This window comes from Stenotrophomonas sp. 99219_Sma (assembly GCF_056480785.1).
Map to the genome: position 1 here is coordinate 2,532,932 of NZ_CM151117.1, position 14,461 is coordinate 2,547,392.

Consider the following 14,461-nt stretch of genomic DNA (forward strand, 5'->3'; position numbering starts at 1 on the left):
AACCATGCCCACCTCCTCCGCCCGCCGCGTCGCCCTGGTCACCGGCGGTTCCCGTGGCATCGGCGCGGCCATTTCGCGCCGCCTGGCCGCCGACGGCCATGCCGTGGCGATCAACTACGCCGGCCGCCGCGACGATGCCGAGGCACTGGCCGCCGAACTCACGGCCACTGGCGCGCAGGCCATCGCGCTGCAGGCCGATGTGGCCGACCCGCAGGCGGTGCGCCAGCTGTTCGACGCCATCGAGGCGCGCTTCGGCGGTATCGACGTAGTGGTGAACAGTGCCGGCGTGCTGCAGTTGGCGCCGCTGGCCGACAGCGATGACGCGTTGTTCGAGCGGGTGATCGGCATCAACCTGAAAGGCGCCTTCAACGTGCTGCGCGAGAGCGCGCGACGGGTGCGCGACGGTGGCCGCCTGATCACCCTGTCCACCAGCGTGGTCGGCATCAGACTGGAGCACTACAGCGTGTATGCCGCCAGCAAGGCGGCGGTGGAAACGATGGCAGCGATCCTCAGCAAGGAGCTGCGTGGGCGCAACATCACGGTGAACACGGTGGCTCCCGGCCCGACCGCCACCGACCTGTTCCTGGAGGGCAAGTCACCGGAACTGATCGAGCGGCTGGCGAAGATGAATCCCCTGGAGCGGCTCGGTACGCCGGAGGACATCGCCGGTGCGGTGGCCTTCCTGGCCGGTGCCGATGGCGGGTGGATCAACGGCCAGGTGCTGCGCGCCAATGGCGGGATGGTGTAGGTAGTCGCCCACCTTGGTGGGCGCGTCGCCGCGTGCCCACCAAGGTGGGCACCTACCGGGCCATGCCTGGCGGCCGGGTCGCACCCACGCATGGCGTGGATCTACGGTGCCGATCATCCGGCGCGCGCCTCGCGGCGCCGGTGCACCCAGTAGTACAGCGTCGGCAGCACCAGCAGGGTCAGCAGCATCGCCGACAGCAGGCCACCGATCACCACCACCGCCAGCGGCTTCTGGGTCTCTGCACCGATCGCATGCGAGGTCGCCATCGGCAGCAGGCCGAACATCGCCAGCAGTGCGGTCATCAGCACCGTGCGCAGGCGCTGCAGCGAGCCCTGCACCACCGACTGCAGCAGGTCCATGCCCTGTTCGCGCAGCTGAGCGAAACGACTGAGCATCACTACCCCGTTCAGCACCGCTTGTCCGAACAACGCAATGAATCCGATCGCCGCCGACACTGACAGTGGAATGCCGGTCATCCACAACGCCAGGATGCCGCCGATCATCGCCAGCGGTACGTTGGCCAGGATCAGCGCCGCGCTGCTGATGTCCTTGAAGGCATCGAACAGCAGTACGAAGATGAGCAGCACCGACAGCGGAATCACCCAGCCCAGCCGCTTCATCGCACGCTGCTGGTTCTCGAACTCACCGGACCATTCCAACCGGTAGCCTTCCGGCAGCTGCACGCTGGCATCCACGCGCTTGCGCATGTCGGCCACCACGCTGCCCATGTCCCGCCCGGCGATGAAGATGCTCACTGCCTTCACCCGCTGTGCGTTCTCGCGCGAGATGTTGATCGCGCCGCTGGCCATGCGGAAGTCGGCCACGTCGGACAGCGTCACCGTGTGGCCATCGCCGATGCCCACCGGCACCGTGCGCAGCCGCTGCAGGTCACGATCGGCATCGTCCAGGCGCAACGTGATCGGGAACCTGCGGTCGCCCTCCCACAGCTCGCCGACCTGGCGCCCACCCAGCGCTGTCTCGATCACTTCGTCGATGTCACGCACATTCAGCCCATACCGTGCTGCACGGTCGCGGTCGATCTCGATCTGCAGCTGCGGCAACGAGCCATCGCGGTCAATGAAGGCACTCTCCACGCCCTCCACGCCACGCACCTGGCCCAGGATCGCCTGCGCCTGCCGGTTCAGTACGTCCAGATCCGAGCCACTGACCTTGATCACCACCTGGCCCTTGATCTGCGAGATGCTCTCCAGGATGTTGTCGCGCACCGGCTGTGAGATCGAGAACTCCGGCCCCGGAATGCGCTGCTCCAGCGTGCGCTGCAGGTCGCTCACCAGCTGCCGCTTGTCCACCCCCTTCGGCCATTCCTTCTCCGGCTTCAACGCCACCAGTGCCTCGATCTGGTTGGCGCCCTTGGCATCGGAGCCGTCTTCCGGCCGCCCCAGCTTGGCCACCACCGTCGATACCTGCGGGAAGGTTCCAACCAGCTCGCGGATGCGCCGCGACTGCTGCTGTGCTTCGGCCAGGCTGGTGCTGGGGTCAAGCGTGGCGGTCAGCCAGATCGAGCCCTCGTCCAGCTCGGGCAGGAACTCCGAGCCCAGGCGAGTGCCCAGTGCCAACGTACCCACCAGCAACGCCACTGCGGTCAGCACCACCGCACGTGGCCGGGCCAGTGCGCGCTCCAGGATCGGCCGGTACCAGTCGGTCAGGCGGTCCATCAGCGGGTTGCCGTCGCGCATGCGGTCGCGCCGCAGCCACCAGTAGCAGAACAGCGGCACCACGGTCAGCGCCAGGATCAACGCACCGATCAGGGCCGAGGTCACCGAGTACGCCATCGGCGCGAACATGCGGCCTTCCTGGCGCTGCAGGGTGAAGATCGGGATGTGCGCGGCGATGATGATCAGCATCGAGAAGAACGTCGGCCGGCCCACTTCCGATGCGGCGGAAAGAATGGTCGAGAACCGCGTCTTCCGATCAGCCGTAGGTGGCAGCTTCGACAATCGCGAGACAATGTGCTCGGTGACGATCACCGCGCCATCGATGATGATGCCGAAGTCCATCGCACCCAAGGACAGCAGGTTGGCCGGCACGCCCCACAGGTGCAGGCCTAGGAAGGTCGACAACAGCGCCAGCGGCATCATCGCCGCCACGATCAGCGCGGCGCGGGCGTTGTACAGGAACAGCCACAGCACCAGGAACACCAGCACCGCACCTTCCAGCAGGTTGCGGAAGACGGTCTTCAGCGTGGTCGACACCAGCCACGAGCGGTCGTAGAACGGCTCGATGCTGACCCCGGCCGGCAGCTGGTTCGCTTCGATCTCGGCGATGCGCGCATGCAGGGCGTCGAGTATGTCGGACGGATTCTCGCCCTTGCGCATCAGCACCATGCCGAACACAGCATCGTCATTGTCGTCCTGGCCGACCAGACCCTGCCGTGGCAGGCCGGTATCGGCGATGCTGGCCAGGTCGCGCACCAGGATCGGCGTACCGCCGCGCTGCGCCACCACCACGTTGCCGATGTCACCCGGCGAACGCATCAGGCCCACGCCGCGGATCAGGAACTGCTGCTGGCCGCGCTCCACGTAGCCGCCGCCGGCATTGGAGCTGCCCTTCTCCAGCGCCTCGGCGAATTCACCGAGGCTGATGCCGCGATCACGCAGCTTGTCCAGGTCCGGTTTGACCTGGAAGGTGCGCGCGAACCCGCCGAAGCTGATCACATCGGCCACGCCTGGCACGGTGCGCAGGCTGCGCTCCATCGTCCATTCCTGCACGGTGCGCAGCTGGGTCGGCGTCATGTGCGGGCCCTTGAGTACGTAGCGGTAGATCTCGCCCACCGCCGAACTCATCGCCTCCAGCTCCGGGGTCACGCCCTCCGGCAGCTCCACGCCCTGCAGGCGCTCCAGCACCTGCTGCCGCGCGAAATAGTCGTCGGCCTTGTCGTCGAAGGTCAGGATGATCATCGACAGGCCGAACTGGGTATGCGAGAACACCCGCACCGAATGCGGAATGCCGGACAAGGCCACTTCCAGCGGCATCGTCACTTCGCGTTCCACCTCTTCGGCGGCGCGGCCCGGGTGCAGCGACACCACCGTCACCTGGGTGTCGGAGACGTCCGGGAAGGCCTCCACCGGCAGCACGCGGAACGCGGCGATGCCGCCGCCGATGAACAACAGCAGTGCCAGCATCACCATCAGCGGCTGGCGCAGGCAATAGGCAATCAGGCGATCGATCATGGGGCGGCATGCCCCGCGCCGGTGCTGGCGGCCGCTGGCGCGCTGTCGACCAGCTGCTGCAGCAGCAGGCCCCCTTCGACCACCACCCTGCTGCCAGCCGCCAGACCGTCACGCACCCACAGTCGACCGTCACCCAGCTCCTCGGCGTGCACGGCGTGGCGCACGTAGCGGCCCTTGCCCTCTTCCACGAACACTACCTGCTTGCCGTCGATCAGCAGCACCGCCGCATCGGGCAACGAGACACCGCCCTCGGCCGGCAACGCCACCTGGGCGCGCACATACTGTCCCGCCTTGAAGCCGCGTGCGCGATTGTCCAGCTCGGCGCGCGCCTGCACCACGCGGCGTTCGCTGTCGACGAAGTCATCCACATGCTGCAGGGTCGCCTGCAGCGGCTGGCCATCTGCACCCGGCACGCTCACCTGCATGCCGGCCTTCAAACGTCCGGCCAGGCTTTCGGGAATGTCCAGCAACAGCCACAGGCGGTCCGGATCGCCGATCACTGCCAACGGCTGATCGCTGTCGGGGCTGACCGACATGCCCGGGCTCATCCGCCGCTCCACCAGCACGCCATCGATGGGCGCGCGCAGCGGCAGGCGCTGGTCGACGCGCTGGCCGTTGCCATAGGCCTTGGCGAAGGCGGCCGCGCGTGCATGATCAGCCTGACTGCCAGCGAAGTTTGCCTCGGCCTCGTCCAGTTCACGACCCGACGCCACTCCCGCCGCATGCAGTTCGCGGGTACGGTCCAGTTCCTTGCGTGCCTGCTGCAGCTCGGCGCGACCACGGGCACCTTCAGCCTGAGCCTGGCCGAACTCGGGCGAGGTGATCCAGGCGATGACCTGGCCGGCTTTCACCTTCTGTCCCGGCTGTGCCTCGATGCGCGCTACCTGCCCCGGCAGCGGCGTGTGAAGTGCGCTGGACCGCGTCTCATCCCAGACCACCCGGCCCGGCAGCTGTAGGCTGGCGCTGGCGCCGGCACTGACTGTCTCGCTGCGCAGCACGTCCAGCTGGCGGCTGTCGGCGGGAAACTGGATCTGGCCCGCGCTGACCTGGGGCGCATCCTCGGTATAGGACGCTGGCTCGCGGCCACAGCCGCTCAGCAGGGCCAGCGCCAGCAACGCCGGCAGCACGGCATGTCGCGCCCGTGGGCGATGGGCGACGGTGGACTTCATCGGGATTCTCCTTCGGCAACGGATGTGGCGGCTTCCCAGCGCGCCAGGGCGATGGCATGGTCGGTGCGCGCCTCGATCAGCGCGGCCTCGAAATCGCGCCAGCTGCGGCGCGCATCCAGCAGATCGGTCAGGTTGGCGGCACCGCGCCGGTACGCCAGTTCGATGCCCTGCACCGCCCTGCGTGCGGCGTCGGACTGCAGTCCCTCATAGTCGCTGCGGCGCTGTGCGGCGGACTGCGCGCTGGCCTGCAGCTGGTCCAGCTCGGCGCGTGCTTCGCGCTGCAGCACCTGCAGCTCCAGCGCGGCGCTGTCACGGTCGGCCTCGGCACGCTGGATCGCGCCGCGCGCGCGCGACGGCCCCCCCAGCGGAATGGTCAACGACACGCCCCAGGTAACACCGCTGATGTCGGTCGGCTCTCGTTCGGCCTCCACGCCCAGCTGGATATCGCGATGGCGCTCGCTGCGCGCCAGGGCCACGCCGGCATCGGCGGCCGCCAGGCGCGAGCGTGCAGCGCGAAGATCCACGCGCTGCTGCGCGTCGGAGACACGCACGCTGGGCACGCTGCTGGCAGCCGGCCACGGATCATCGGCGCTGAGGTCCTGGCTGTCGTCGCGTCCAAGCAGCAGGCCCAGCGCATGCCGCGCGTCACGCAGATCCAATGCTGCCTCGCGCGCCGCATCCGCCACAGCCAGGTCGTCCACCGCCAGGCGCGCGCGATCCACCGGCGCCATCGCCCCTGTCGCAACCTGCTTATCCGCCGCCGCCATCTGCTCGGCCGAACTCTGCCGGTTGGCGTCGGCAATCTGGGCCCGCTCCTGCGCGCCCTTCAGGCCGAAATAGGCTTCATGCAGTGCCACCTGTTGTCGGCGACGGGTATCGAGCATCTCCAGCCCTGCGACTTCCAGCAGCGCGTCGGCCTGGCGGATGCGCAACGCACGCTTGCCACCACGTTCCCAGGTCCAGCCCAGGCCCACGGTGCTGTCCACGCGCTTGTCCTGCCAGCGCCCCGGGCCGATGCCATGCCTGGGGCTGACCTTGCTGGTACCGAGCGACAGCTCGGTGGCCGGGCGCAATGCCGCCGTCTGCGCATCGCCCTGCACACCGCGCAGCTCCAGTGCCGCCGCACGCAGGTCAGGGTTGTGTGCGTCCATTGCGCGCTGCGCGTCCTGCAGGGACAGCGCCGAAGCCACAGGCGCGCACAGAAGAGTGGCCAGCACGGCCGCAAGACGAGAGGAGAAATTCATGTGCGTCAAGGTAAGGTGATGCACTTGCGCCAAACTTGCCCCAACCTTGCACGAAGCTTGCAATGCGAATCCTGCTGATCGAAGACGATGCCGCCCTGGCCGATGGACTGATCCGCGCCCTGCAAGGTGCCGGCCATCTGTGCGACCACCTCTCGCGCGGACTGCACGCACCTGCGGCGCTGGCCAGTGCACCCTATGACGTGATGGTGCTGGACCTTTCATTGCCGGACGTGGATGGCCTCGACCTGCTCTCGCGCCTGCGCAACGATGGCGCCACCTTGCCGGTGCTGATCCTGACCGCACGCGATGGCGTGGAGGACCGCATCCTCGGCCTCGACCGCGGTGGTGATGACTACCTGGCAAAACCATTCGCGCTGGGCGAGCTGGAAGCGCGCCTGCGTGCGTTGTCGCGCCGCCGCAGTGACGCACCGGCACAGAAGCGATTGGGCCGGCTGTGCTTCGACAGCATCCGCAACGAAGTGCAGGTGGACGGCCAGCGTATCGAGCTGACCGCGCGCGAGCTGTCGCTGGTCGAAGCGTTGATGCAGCACCCCGGCCGCACCGTGACCAAGCAGCGCCTGTTCGATGCGCTTTACAGCTGGGACCACGAGGCCAACCTGTCGGTGATCGAGGTGCACGTCAGCCGCCTGCGCCGCAAGCTGGAGCAGGCCCGCGCCGGCGTCGGCATCCGCATGCTGCGCGGCCTCGGCTACCGGCTGGAGGCCGTGGGTGACTGAGCGCGTGCACAGCCTGCGTGGCCTGTTGCTGCGGCGCCTGTGGCTGCCGCTGCTGGTACTGCTGCTGTGCAGTGCGGTGGGTTCATTCGCGTTGGCGCGCTTCTATGCCGGCCAGGTCTACGACCGCTGGCTGCTGGACTCGGCGATGTCATTGTCCGAGCTGGTGACGGTGCAGGACGGCCGCGCATCCATCGAGATCACCCCGGCGGTATCACGCATGTTCACCTGGGACACCGCCGACGAAGTGCATGGCGAGGTGGTCGACGCCGCAGGAGGGCGCCTGTATGGCGATCTGCCCGAGGCATTGCCGCGTCCGGCGAGCGCCGCCGCGAATGACGATGCGGTCTACTACGATGCGCGTCTGCGTGGTCAACCGGTGCGCATGGTCGAAGTGGTGGTCAGCGCCGGGCCGGGCCATGACATCCGGCTGCGCGTGGCCGAGACGCTGCGCAAGCGCCACCGGCTGGAACGCAAGCTGCTGCTGACCAGCGTGCCGTTCCAGGCCGCGATCCTGGCACTGGCGGCGTGGCTGGCCTGGTCCGGCACCGGCGCCGCCGCAGGCCACGCCAACCTGGTCGCACGGAAGCTGGCCAGCCCGCGGCCGGATCCGTTGGCACCGCTGGATCCGGCGCAGGAGGCACCGCGCGAACTGTGGCCGGCGGTTGAGGCCTACAACGCCCTGCTGCAGCGCCTGGACGCGATGCAGGATGCGCAGCGGCGCTTCGTCAGCAACGCCGCACATCAACTGCGCACACCGTTGGCGGCCATGCAGGTGGAGCTGGAGAGCTCATTGCGCCAGCATGATCCGCAGGCCCAGCAGCTGGCGCTGTCCGGCACGCTGGCCGGGTTGGCCCGCTTGCAGCATCTGGTCAACCAACTGCTGATGTTGAGCCGCTCCGAAGATCCACATGGCAGCGCACTGCCGCTGCAGCCAGTGGACCTGGCCGCGTTGGCGCGTGGCGTGGTGGAGCGCTATGCGGACCGCGCATTGGCTGCAGGCGTGGACCTGGGTTATGACGGGCCCGACGACGGCGTGCAGGTACAGGGCGATCCGCAGCTGCTGCGCGAGGCGTTAGGCAACCTGCTGGACAACGCGCTGCGCTACGGTTCCCTACCAGGTGTGATCACCCTCGGCCTTCGGCAGGAGACCGAAGGCGTACAGGTATGGGTGGACGATGATGGCGCCGGCATTGCCGAAGCCGAGCGCACGCGCGTCACGGAACGCTTCTACCGGGCCAGCACAGAAGGCGACGGCTGCGGACTGGGATTGGCGATCGTGGCCGAGATCGCGCAGCGGCATGATGCGGCGCTGGTGATCGATACCGCCCCGATCGGTGGCGCGCGGGTGGGGATGCGGTTTCGATCCCGCTGACGTCCTGCGTGCCAACCAAGGTTGGCACCCACCCGGTCACGCCATCCGGTAGACGCCCACCTTGGTGGGCGCTGTTGACGTCCCGCATGCCAACCAAGGTTGGCACCTACCAAAGGCACCCCAGCCGGCGGATTCCGGTAGACGCCAACCTTGGTTGGCGCCGTTGATGTCCTGCATGCCAACCAAGGTTGGCACCTACCAAAGGCACCCCTCCGGCGGATCCCGGTAGATGCCCACCTTGGTTGGCGCTGTTGACGTCCCGTGTGCCAACCGAGGTTGGCACCTACCAAAAGCACCCAGCCGGCGGATTCCGGTAGACGCCAACCTTGGTTGGCGCCGTTGATGTTCTGCATGCCAACCAAGGTTGGCACCTACCAAAGACACCCCTCCGGCGGATCCCGGTAGATGCCAACCTTGGTTGGCGCCTACCCATCATCAACGGCTCATCGAATACGGCGCCTGCGCGCCCTGCCCCGGCCAGTCCCTGTTCGGCTCGGCCTGCATGCTGAAGCGCAGTTCGCCACCTGCCAGGATCTCGTCGTGGCGCAGGAAGGTGCGCTGCAATGGCTTGCCGTTGAGGCTCACATTGCCCACATAGGTGTGCTTGTCATCCAGTCCATCGGCCACGATGGTGAACGTCTTGCCGTTCGGCAGGCGCATTGCGGTCTTCGGCAGGAACGGGCGACCCAGGATGTACTCGCCCGAGCCCGGGGCCACCGGGTAGAAGCCCAAGGCGGTGAACACGTACCACGCCGACATCTGGCCGACGTCATCATTGCCGGCCAGGCCATCGGGGCGGTCGGCGTACTGGGTATCCATGATCTGCTTCAGGCGCGCCTGCGTGCGCCACGGCTGGCCGGCATACGAATACAGGTAGGCGACGTGGTGGCTGGGCTCGTTGCCGTGCGCATACCAGCCGATCAGCCCGGTGATGTCTTCCATGTGCTCGAAGATGGACGGGTCGACCTTGGCGTTGAACACCTCGTCCAGGCGCGCGAGCAGCTTGTCACTGCCACCGTGCGCTGCCGCCAGACCGGCCACATCCTGCGGCACGTACCAGGAGTACTGCCAGGCATTGCCCTCGGTGTAGTCGGTGCCGTATCCACTGGCGCTGGGGTCGAATGGCGTGCGGAAGCTGCCATCGCGCTTGCGTGCGCGCATGAAGCCAGTGTCTTTGTCGAAGGCGTTGCGCCAGTTGCCGGCGCGCTTGTCGAAGGTGGCCGCAACATCGGTCTTGCCCATCGCCTGTGCCATGCGCGCGATGGTCCAGTCGTCGAAGGCGTACTCCAGTGTCTTGCTGGCCGCTTCGCCTTCCTCGTCGATCGGCACATAGCCCAGCTCGCGGTACTGCGCGATGCCGTCGTAGGGCCCGTAGTTGGCGGTCTCGACCATCGCCTTCAGTGCCTTGTCGGCGTCGAAGCCGCGGATGCCCTTCACGTAGGCGTCGGCGATCACCGGCACGGCGTGGTAGCCGATCATGCACCAGTCTTCCAGGCCATGGAATGACCACACCGGCAGCATGCCGTACGGGCTGTGCTCATGGTGGGCCAGCATCGAATTGACGAAGTCGCTGTTGCGCTTCTCCGGCTGCACCAGCGTCAGCAGCGGATGCAGCGCGCGGTAGGTATCCCACAGCGAGAACGTGGAGTAGTTGGTGTAGCCCTTGGCCTGGTGCACCGCGTTGTCCGAACCGCGGTACTGGCCATCGGCATCCATGAACAACGTCGGCCCCAGCATCGTGTGGTACAGCGCGGTATAGGCGCTGCGTCGCGCATGTTCCGGCGCATCGATATCGAGCACCGACAGCGCCTGCGTCCATACCTGCTTTGCCTGCGCGCGAACGCGGTCAAAATCGAAGTCCGCCACTTCCGCGTCAAGGTTTGCGATGGCACCAGCTTCACTGACCGGCGAGATCGCCACCTTGACCACCAGCGGTGCATCCAGTTTGCCGAAGGCGAAGGTGCCGACCAGCTGGCGCCCCTCGATCTGTGCGCGCTGCGCCGGATCCTTCTCGCCCGGCGGCGGGAAGCCCTTGTAGACAATGTCCTGCTCGGTGTTGTGCAGCTCATGCCCGGAAAGCGGCCGCGAGAAACGCATCGCGAAATACAGCTGGCGGCCCGGCGCCCAGCCACGGGTTTCGCGGAAGCCGGTCACCGTGCCATCGGCGCGCACCCGCACCCGCGACCACAGCACCTTGCCCGGGTAGTCGTACATGCTGGTGCGCATGTCCAGCAGCACCTTGGCGTCGGTCCCCTTGGGGAAGGCATAGCGGTGCACGCCCACGCGCGCACTGGTGGTCAGTTCGGCGCGCACCTTGTAGTCATCCAGGGTGACTGCGTAGTAGCCCGGCTCGGCCTTCTCGTCGTCGTGGCGGAAACGCGAGGCGTAGCCGCTGCGCGGCTTTTCCGGATCACCGCGCTCCAGGCCGGGAGTGCCGGTGAACGGCATCAGCAGGATGTCGCCGAGGTCCGAATGACCGGTTCCGGAAAAATGCGTGTGCGAGAAGCCGACGATGCTGCTGTCGTCGTAGCGATAGCCGGCTGCCCAGCCATAGGCCTTTTCGCGTGGCTGGATGCGTGTGTCCGGGCTGAGCTGGACCATGCCGAACGGCACCGTGGCACCCGGGTAGGTGTGGCCTTCACCTCCAGTACCAATGAACGGGTCGACCGAGGCGTAGGCCTTGTCGGCGGCGGTTTTGGCGGGAGCGGCCAACGTCAGGCCGGAAGCGAGCATTGCCGTGGCGGCGACAGCAATCAGGAGACGACGGTCCAGCGTGGGCATCGGCGTTTGGATCGATTCAGGTGGTAGCCGGATGCTAGCACCGGGCCTGTCACGCCGCATGCTGCAGTGCGACTGCCCGGTGTCCCGCGCCGGGTTCAATCATCAACCGGGAAGCGCGCTCTGCAACGACATGAGGTCCGCACTGTCCAGCGACCTCACCACCCGCGCGACCTCTTCTCCATCGCGCAGCAGCACCACTGTCGGCCACAGCTTCACCTTGAACGCTCGCCCCAATGGCCTTCCCTTGCCATCCTCGATCTTCCAATGCGGCAGATCGTTCGCTTCGACGAAGGCCTGCAACGCGGGCTGCGCGGCCTGGCAATGACCGCACCAGGGCGCACCGAACTCCAGCACCTGCCACCCAGCCTGCGCCGCCACCCCCGCAAAGGTGGGCTCGTTCGGAAGGTGATCACGCATGAACGGCATGAGCGCTACGCCACCAGTGCCTTCTGGATGTCTTCCAGCGGCGCGTTGGTCAGGTCCTTGGCAATATCCCCGAGCAATCGCGCCTGGACCTCTTTATGCAGCAGCGGACGAATGCGACCCAGCGTGGTCGGGTCGGCGATCAACACCAGGTGCGCATAGCGGTTCTTCAAGGCATCCTCATTGAGCTGTTCGGCCACCTGCTTGGCGAACGTCGCCTCGTTGAGCTGCGAGACCGACATGTCCTTCGGCACGGCACCCGCAGGCCCCTGCCCGGACACGCCCTGCTCACTGATGTCCTGCAGGCGCAGCTCGCCCTCCTGTTTCAGGGTCAACTGATGGTTGCTGCCCACGTTGGTAAACACCCGTGCCGAACCACCGTCGGCTACCACGATCAGCGTTCCTTCGGGAATCGTCCGCGCCATTGCATCCTCCATCAATTTGAAAAGTGGGTGTGTGCTCCACCTTATGCACGCCGATGTCACCAGAGCGCGTACAGGATGTGATTCCGTCATCGCAATCTGAAATCCGCCCTAAATTTACCGGGAGGCCTGCCGCTATGGCCTCCATCATCGCGAGGAACCTCTGTGCACGCTGGCTCACTGTTCCACATCTGCTTCGCCACCAGCCTGGCCATTGCCGGCTGCGCCGGCTGCATCCACCAGTTCCTGCAGGGCCAACCGTTTTTCGCCCTGGCCATCATGCTCTCGGTGCTCACGATGATCGGCGCCGCACTGGTCACGCGGAAACTGGCACTGCCGGGCGCCTTGGCGATTACCTGCACGGTGTTCGGTTTGCTGGCGAAGTCGGCCTGAGCCTTCTGAACAGGCGACGTGGAACACAGCGTGCAGATCAGCCCGCTTCGCTGCACGCTCACGCCGGTGCCGTTATGATGAACGGATGATCGACACGACCCACTACGTGACGGGCGCACCTGTTACGTGGGAAGCACTGCCGACCGGCGCTTCGCTTGCCACGATTGCTCCCGCCCTGCATTTCCATCGCCTCGCGCTGGATCCCGGCGGATGACGCCCGCAGGCCCACGGCCTGCCATCCCCACACGCTGATGTGACACGCGGCTGCCAACTGCGCGGCCGTTGTGATCCCGTTGCCGCGTTTCCGCCCTTGCGGCGGTGCTTTGCCGTGCGCGTGGCGTTGCGCCTGCACACATTCCCCGGCCCCCACGCCCCCTTCCGATGCCCCTGCGCCACTTGCGCCTGCATCGCCGTTTCCGATTTCCGGGACACACCACAGCACCCATTCCCCTATTCCATACCTACAAGGGAGCCCCTATGCAGGACACGCCCGATTCCCATGCCCACTTCGGCTGGTTCAAACGCCGCCGCCACCTGAAGGTCGATGAGATCACCGTCGTCGACAAGCCCATGCTCAAGCGCGCCGTCGGTGCCGCTGCACTCGGCAATGCCATGGAGTGGTTCGACTTCGGTGTCTACGGCTATCTGGCCGTCACCATCGGCCAGGTGTTCTTCCCGTCGAGCAATCCCACCGCACAGGTGATCGCAGCCTTCGCCACCTTCACCGTGGCATTCCTGGTGCGTCCACTCGGCGGCCTGGTGTTCGGCCCGCTCGGCGACCGCTATGGGCGCCAGAAGGTGCTGGCGTTCACCATGATCCTGATGGCGCTGGGTACCTTTGCGATCGGCCTGATTCCTTCCTACGAGCGGATCGGCATCTGGGCACCGGTGCTGTTGCTGCTGGCGCGTGTGGTGCAGGGCTTTTCCACCGGCGGCGAGTATGGCGGTGCGGCCACCTTCATCGCCGAGTATTCCACCGACCGCAACCGCGGCCTGATGGGCAGCTGGCTGGAGTTCGGTACGCTGGGCGGATACATCGCCGGCGCCGGTACCGTGACCGCGCTGCACATGCTGTTGAGCAGCGAACAGATGCTGGACTGGGGCTGGCGCATTCCATTCCTGGTGGCCGGCCCGCTGGGCCTGCTCGGCCTGTACATGCGCATGAAGCTGGAAGAGACCCCGGCATTCCGCGCCTTCGCCGAGGAAGCCGAGAAGCGCGAACATGATCGGCCCGGGCTTGGCGCGCTGTTCCAGGTGCACGGCCGCCAGCTGCTGGTGTGCATGGGCCTGGTGCTGGTGTTCAACGTCACCGACTACATGCTGTTGACCTACATGCCCAGCTACCTCAGCGTCACCATGGGCTACGCCGAGAGCAAGGGCCTGCTGCTGATCATCATCGTGATGCTGGTGATGATGCCGCTGAACATTGTCGGCGGGTTGTTCAGTGACAGGCTGGGCCGCCGCCCGATGATCATCGGCGCCTGCATCGCGCTGCTGGTACTGGCGATTCCATGCCTGCTGCTGGTCGGCAGCGGCAACGACTGGATGATCTTCCTTGGCCTGATGCTGCTGGGCCTGGCGCTGGTGTGCTTCACCAGTTCGATGCCGTCCACGCTGCCGGCGCTGTTCTATACCCCGGTGCGCTACAGCGCGCTGTCGATCGCCTTCAACGTCTCGGTATCGTTGTTCGGTGGCACCACGCCGCTGGTGACCGCGTGGCTGGTGGAACGTACCGGCGACCCGCTGGTGCCGGCCTACTACCTGATGGGCGCGGCGGTGGTCGGCCTGATCACGATGCTGTTCGTGAAGGAAACCGCCGGCCTGCCGTTGCGTGGTTCACCGCCGGCCGTCGGCAGCGACAGGGAAGCTGCGGCGCTGTTGAAGAGCGATGTGCCGGTCACGGTGGACCCGAGCCTGCCGCCGCTGCCGGACGTTGCTGAGCCCGAGCACGTGAAGCCGGCCTGAGGCTCGCCGCGAAATG

General features: G+C 66.8%; 12 protein-coding genes. 6 read left to right on the top strand and 6 right to left on the bottom strand.

The genetic code is table 11. The annotated features are described in order from the left end of the window. Nucleotides 1–4 precede the first annotated feature (4 nt). Nucleotides 5–748 carry an SDR family oxidoreductase gene (locus ACZK13_RS11655; RefSeq protein WP_478481683.1) on the top strand — a complete coding sequence of 248 codons (744 nt, stop codon included), beginning with the start codon at nt 5–7 and terminating at the stop codon, nt 746–748. Nucleotides 749–861: 113 nt separating this feature from the next. Here the strand turns inward: ACZK13_RS11655 and ACZK13_RS11660 are convergent, their stop codons facing one another. Genes ACZK13_RS11660 through ACZK13_RS11670 form a run of 3 tightly spaced genes read right to left on the bottom strand, consistent with a single transcriptional unit; the run spans nt 862 to nt 6,352 of the window. After that, on the bottom strand, nt 862–3,939 hold the full coding sequence (locus ACZK13_RS11660) for an efflux RND transporter permease subunit (protein WP_478481685.1): 3,078 nt from the start codon (nt 3,937–3,939) through the stop codon (nt 862–864). Next, nucleotides 3,936–5,108 carry an efflux RND transporter periplasmic adaptor subunit gene (locus tag ACZK13_RS11665; RefSeq protein WP_180838008.1) on the bottom strand — a complete coding sequence of 391 codons (1,173 nt, stop codon included), beginning with the start codon at nt 5,106–5,108 and terminating at the stop codon, nt 3,936–3,938. Before ACZK13_RS11665 ends, ACZK13_RS11660 begins: the two co-directional genes overlap by 4 nt. Further along, entirely contained in the window at nt 5,105–6,352 is a 1,248-nt protein-coding gene (locus tag ACZK13_RS11670; RefSeq protein ID WP_478481686.1) for a TolC family protein, read from the bottom strand. The genes ACZK13_RS11665 and ACZK13_RS11670 overlap by 4 nt, the downstream gene beginning before the upstream one ends. A gap of 62 nt (nt 6,353–6,414) precedes the next feature. Between ACZK13_RS11670 and ACZK13_RS11675 the strand changes: the two genes are divergently transcribed. Both ACZK13_RS11675 and ACZK13_RS11680 read left to right on the top strand, forming a co-directional pair. Further along, nucleotides 6,415–7,089 carry a response regulator gene (locus ACZK13_RS11675; RefSeq protein WP_006370279.1) on the top strand — a complete coding sequence of 225 codons (675 nt, stop codon included), beginning with the start codon at nt 6,415–6,417 and terminating at the stop codon, nt 7,087–7,089. Next, complete coding sequence (locus tag ACZK13_RS11680) at nt 7,082–8,461, top strand: sensor histidine kinase N-terminal domain-containing protein (RefSeq protein ID WP_180838010.1); 1,380 nt, start codon at nt 7,082–7,084, stop codon at nt 8,459–8,461. Before ACZK13_RS11675 ends, ACZK13_RS11680 begins: the two co-directional genes overlap by 8 nt. Nucleotides 8,462–8,896: 435 nt before the next feature. On the opposite strand, the gene ACZK13_RS11685 is transcribed toward ACZK13_RS11680, so the two are convergent. The 3 genes from ACZK13_RS11685 to ACZK13_RS11695 form a co-directional block, all read right to left on the bottom strand. Next, the gene (locus ACZK13_RS11685; protein WP_478481687.1) at nt 8,897–11,242 is read right to left on the bottom strand and encodes a GH92 family glycosyl hydrolase; all 2,346 of its coding nucleotides are present in this window, start codon (nt 11,240–11,242) and stop codon (nt 8,897–8,899) included. Between the two features lie 102 nt (nt 11,243–11,344). Continuing rightward, nucleotides 11,345–11,668, bottom strand: a complete 324-nt coding sequence (locus ACZK13_RS11690) for a thioredoxin family protein (RefSeq protein WP_478481689.1) — start codon at nt 11,666–11,668, stop codon at nt 11,345–11,347. 5 nt (nt 11,669–11,673) lie between these two features. Continuing rightward, nucleotides 11,674–12,090 carry a host attachment family protein gene (locus ACZK13_RS11695; protein ID WP_293793200.1) on the bottom strand — a complete coding sequence of 139 codons (417 nt, stop codon included), beginning with the start codon at nt 12,088–12,090 and terminating at the stop codon, nt 11,674–11,676. Between the two features lie 162 nt (nt 12,091–12,252). Between ACZK13_RS11695 and ACZK13_RS11700 the strand changes: the two genes are divergently transcribed. The 3 genes from ACZK13_RS11700 to proP all read left to right on the top strand — a co-directional run bounded on the left by ACZK13_RS11700 (nt 12,253) and on the right by proP (nt 14,445). Then, nucleotides 12,253–12,480 carry a hypothetical protein gene (locus tag ACZK13_RS11700; RefSeq protein ID WP_197615645.1) on the top strand — a complete coding sequence of 76 codons (228 nt, stop codon included), beginning with the start codon at nt 12,253–12,255 and terminating at the stop codon, nt 12,478–12,480. An 85-nt stretch (nt 12,481–12,565) separates the two neighbouring features. Then, nucleotides 12,566–12,694, top strand: coding sequence for a hypothetical protein (locus tag ACZK13_RS11705; protein WP_256200907.1), 129 nt, complete (start codon nt 12,566–12,568; stop codon nt 12,692–12,694). Nucleotides 12,695–12,957: 263 nt separating this feature from the next. Then, nucleotides 12,958–14,445, top strand: coding sequence for a glycine betaine/L-proline transporter ProP (proP, locus tag ACZK13_RS11710; protein ID WP_478481691.1), 1,488 nt, complete (start codon nt 12,958–12,960; stop codon nt 14,443–14,445). Nucleotides 14,446–14,461 lie beyond the last annotated feature (16 nt).

Excerpts from the sequence above, each read along its gene's own strand:
- ACZK13_RS11655 (WP_478481683.1), top strand. The coding sequence starts at position 5 with ATGCCCACCTCCTCCGCCCGCCGCGTCGCCCTGGTCACCGGCGGTTCC.
- ACZK13_RS11660 (WP_478481685.1), bottom strand. The coding sequence starts at position 3,939 with ATGATCGATCGCCTGATTGCCTATTGCCTGCGCCAGCCGCTGATGGTG.
- proP (WP_478481691.1), top strand. The coding sequence starts at position 12,958 with ATGCAGGACACGCCCGATTCCCATGCCCACTTCGGCTGGTTCAAACGC.
- ACZK13_RS11675 (WP_006370279.1), top strand. The coding sequence starts at position 6,415 with ATGCGAATCCTGCTGATCGAAGACGATGCCGCCCTGGCCGATGGACTG.
- ACZK13_RS11665 (WP_180838008.1), bottom strand. The coding sequence starts at position 5,108 with ATGAAGTCCACCGTCGCCCATCGCCCACGGGCGCGACATGCCGTGCTG.
- ACZK13_RS11670 (WP_478481686.1), bottom strand. The coding sequence starts at position 6,352 with ATGAATTTCTCCTCTCGTCTTGCGGCCGTGCTGGCCACTCTTCTGTGC.
- ACZK13_RS11705 (WP_256200907.1), top strand. The coding sequence starts at position 12,566 with ATGATCGACACGACCCACTACGTGACGGGCGCACCTGTTACGTGGGAA.
- ACZK13_RS11685 (WP_478481687.1), bottom strand. The coding sequence starts at position 11,242 with ATGCCCACGCTGGACCGTCGTCTCCTGATTGCTGTCGCCGCCACGGCA.
- ACZK13_RS11690 (WP_478481689.1), bottom strand. The coding sequence starts at position 11,668 with ATGCCGTTCATGCGTGATCACCTTCCGAACGAGCCCACCTTTGCGGGG.
- ACZK13_RS11695 (WP_293793200.1), bottom strand. The coding sequence starts at position 12,090 with ATGGCGCGGACGATTCCCGAAGGAACGCTGATCGTGGTAGCCGACGGT.